This is a genomic window from Streptomyces sp. MnatMP-M17, assembly GCF_900091995.1.
GTDB lineage: Bacteria > Actinomycetota > Actinomycetes > Streptomycetales > Streptomycetaceae > Streptomyces.
Map to the genome: position 1 here is coordinate 1 of NZ_FMDK01001046.1, position 2588 is coordinate 2588.

Here is a 2588-nt window from a genome sequence, read left to right on the forward strand (position 1 = left end):
GCTCGGCGGGACGCTCGCGTACGGCGGACGGGTCGAGCACCGGCCCGTACTGAACGGCGAAGGGCGGCTCGTGGAGACGGCGGACATCGAGCGAGCCGTACGGCTGTCGCGCCGGGTGAGCGGATACGCCCTCGCGGTCTGTGTCGCCGGCCGGTTCGCGTACGGCGCGATACGCCGTCGTACGGCGGACACCGGAAGGGGACGCGAATGAGCGGGCGCGGCGGAGGCCTGCTGGTGGCCGGGACCACCTCGGACGCGGGCAAGAGCGTCGTCACGGCCGGGATCTGCCGTTGGCTGATACGCCGTGGAGTGAAGGTCGCGCCCTTCAAAGGGCAGAACATGTCGCTGAATTCGTTCGTGACGCGCGAGGGCGCGGAGATCGGACGGGCGCAGGCGATGCAGGCCCAGGCTGCCCGGGTGGAGCCGACCGCGCTGATGAATCCCGTCCTGCTGAAGCCCGGCGGCGACCGCAGCAGCCAGGTGGTGCTGATGGGACGGCCGGTGGGCGAGCTGAGCGCCAAGGGATTCTTCGGCAGCTCCGAGAACTCCGGGAACTCCGGGAGCGCGCTGCGCGGCGGACGCCGGGAGGCTCTGCTCGGCCCGGTCCTGGAGTGTCTGGAGGAGCTGCGCGCCACCCATGACGCCGTGATCTGCGAGGGCGCGGGCAGCCCGGCCGAGATCAATCTGCGCCGTACCGACATCGTCAACATGGGAATCGCACGCGCCGCGCGGCTGCCGGTGGTGGTGGTCGGCGACATCGACCGCGGCGGAGTCTTCGCCTCGTTCTTCGGTACGACGGCGCTGCTGAGCCCGCAGGACCAGGAGCTGATCGCGGGCTATCTCGTCAACAAGTTCCGCGGCGATGTGTCCTTGCTGGAGCCCGGTCTTGAGATGCTGCGCGGCCTGACCGGCCGGGCGACGCTCGGAGTGCTGCCCTGGCGGCACGGGCTGGGCATCGACGAGGAGGACGGACTGCGTATCTCGCTGCGCGGCGCCGTGCGCGAGTCCCTGGTGGCCCGCCCGTACGGCGAGGAGGTGCTGCGGGTCGCGGTCTGCGCCGTACCGCTGATGTCCAACTTCACCGACGTGGACGCGCTCGCGGCCGAACCGGGCGTCGTCGTGCGGTTCGTGGACCGTCCCGAGGAGCTGGCCGACGCCGATCTCGTGGTGGTACCCGGCACGCGCGGCACGGTGAAGGCGCTGGCATGGCTGCGGGAGCGTGGGCTCGCCGACGCGCTCGCGCGCCGGGCCGCCGAGGGCCGTCCCGTGCTCGGGATCTGCGGCGGCTATCAGATCCTCGGCGAGCACATCGAGGACGAGGTGGAGTCACGGGCGGGCGCCGTGGCCGGGCTGGGACTGCTGCCCGTACGGGTGCGGTTCGCCCGTGAGAAGACCTTGGCCAGACCGTCCGGGACGGCCCTGGGCGAGGCGGTGGACGGGTACGAGATCCATCACGGTGTCGCCGAGGTACGAGGCGGCGACGCCTTTGTCTCCGACGCGGACGGACGGCCGCTGGACGGCTGCCGGGTGGGCGCGGTCCAGGGCACGCACTGGCATGGAGCGCTGGAGAGCGACGCGTTCCGGCGGCGCTTCCTTACGGAGGTGGCACGGGCGGCGGGCCGGCGTTTCGTTCCCTCGCCCGACACGAGCTTCGGCGCGCTGCGCGAGGAACAGCTCGACCTTCTCGGTGACCTCATCGAGGAGCACGCGGACACGGACGCGCTGCTGCGGCTGATCGAGGACGGCGCGCCGGCCGGACTGCCCTTCATTCCTCCGGGAGCACCGTGACCACCGACGCCGTACTCGAAGGAGCGATCACCATATGAGCACCCCGTATCCGTTCACCGCCATCGTGGGGATGGACGATCTGCGGCTGGGCCTGCTGCTCAACGCGGTCAGTCCGGCGGTCGGCGGAGTCCTCGTACGCGGCGAGAAGGGCACGGCGAAGTCCACGGCCGTACGGGCCCTTTCCGCTCTGCTGCCCGAGCTGGCGGTGGTCGCCGGATGCCGGTTCGGCTGCGATCCCGCCGCGCCCGATCCGCAGTGCCCGGACGGGCCGCACGGGAGCGGCCCAGGTGTCTCCAGGCCGCCGCGCATGGTCGAACTGCCCGTCGGCGCCTCCGAGGACCGGCTCGTCGGCGCGCTGGACATCGAACGGGCGCTCTCGGAGGGCGTGAAGGCCTTCGAGCCCGGACTGCTCGCGGACGCGCACCGAGGCGTGCTGTATGTCGACGAGGTCAACCTGCTGCACGACCATCTGGTCGATCTGCTGCTGGACGCCGCCGCCATGGGCGCCTCGTACGTGGAGCGCGAGGGCGTCTCCGTACGGCATGCCGCGCGCTTTCTGCTCGTCGGGACGATGAATCCCGAAGAGGGCGAGCTGCGGCCTCAGTTGCTCGACCGCTTCGGGCTCACCGTGGAGGTCGCGGCCTCGCGGGAGCCGGAGCGGCGGGTGGAGGTCGTACGGCGGCGGCTCGCGTACGACGACGATCCGGCCGCCTTCGCCGCGCGCTGGGCCGACGAGGAGAGCGCGCTGCGGGCACGGATCGTCGCGGCCCGCGCGCTGCTGCCCGAGGTCCGGCTCGGCG

General features: G+C 72.1%; 2 protein-coding genes and 1 pseudogene. All 3 read left to right on the forward strand.

From position 1 onward, the window contains the following. A pseudogene (locus GA0115259_RS35655) lies at window positions 1-211 on the forward strand (cobalamin biosynthesis protein); the annotation flags it as partial. Beyond that, complete coding sequence (locus tag GA0115259_RS35660) at window positions 208-1788, forward strand: cobyric acid synthase (RefSeq protein ID WP_093604535.1); 1581 nt, start codon at window positions 208-210, stop codon at window positions 1786-1788. The pseudogene GA0115259_RS35655 and the gene GA0115259_RS35660, both read left to right, overlap by 4 nt. Before the next feature lie 34 nt (window positions 1789-1822). Further along, window positions 1823-2588, forward strand: a 766-nt coding sequence (locus GA0115259_RS35665) for a magnesium chelatase ATPase subunit I (protein WP_161230567.1), incomplete at its 3' end; no start/stop codon positions are given.

Coding starts and splice junctions, on each gene's coding strand:
- GA0115259_RS35660 (WP_093604535.1), top strand. CDS start 208: ATGAGCGGGCGCGGCGGAGGCCTGCTGGTGGCCGGGACCACCTCGGAC.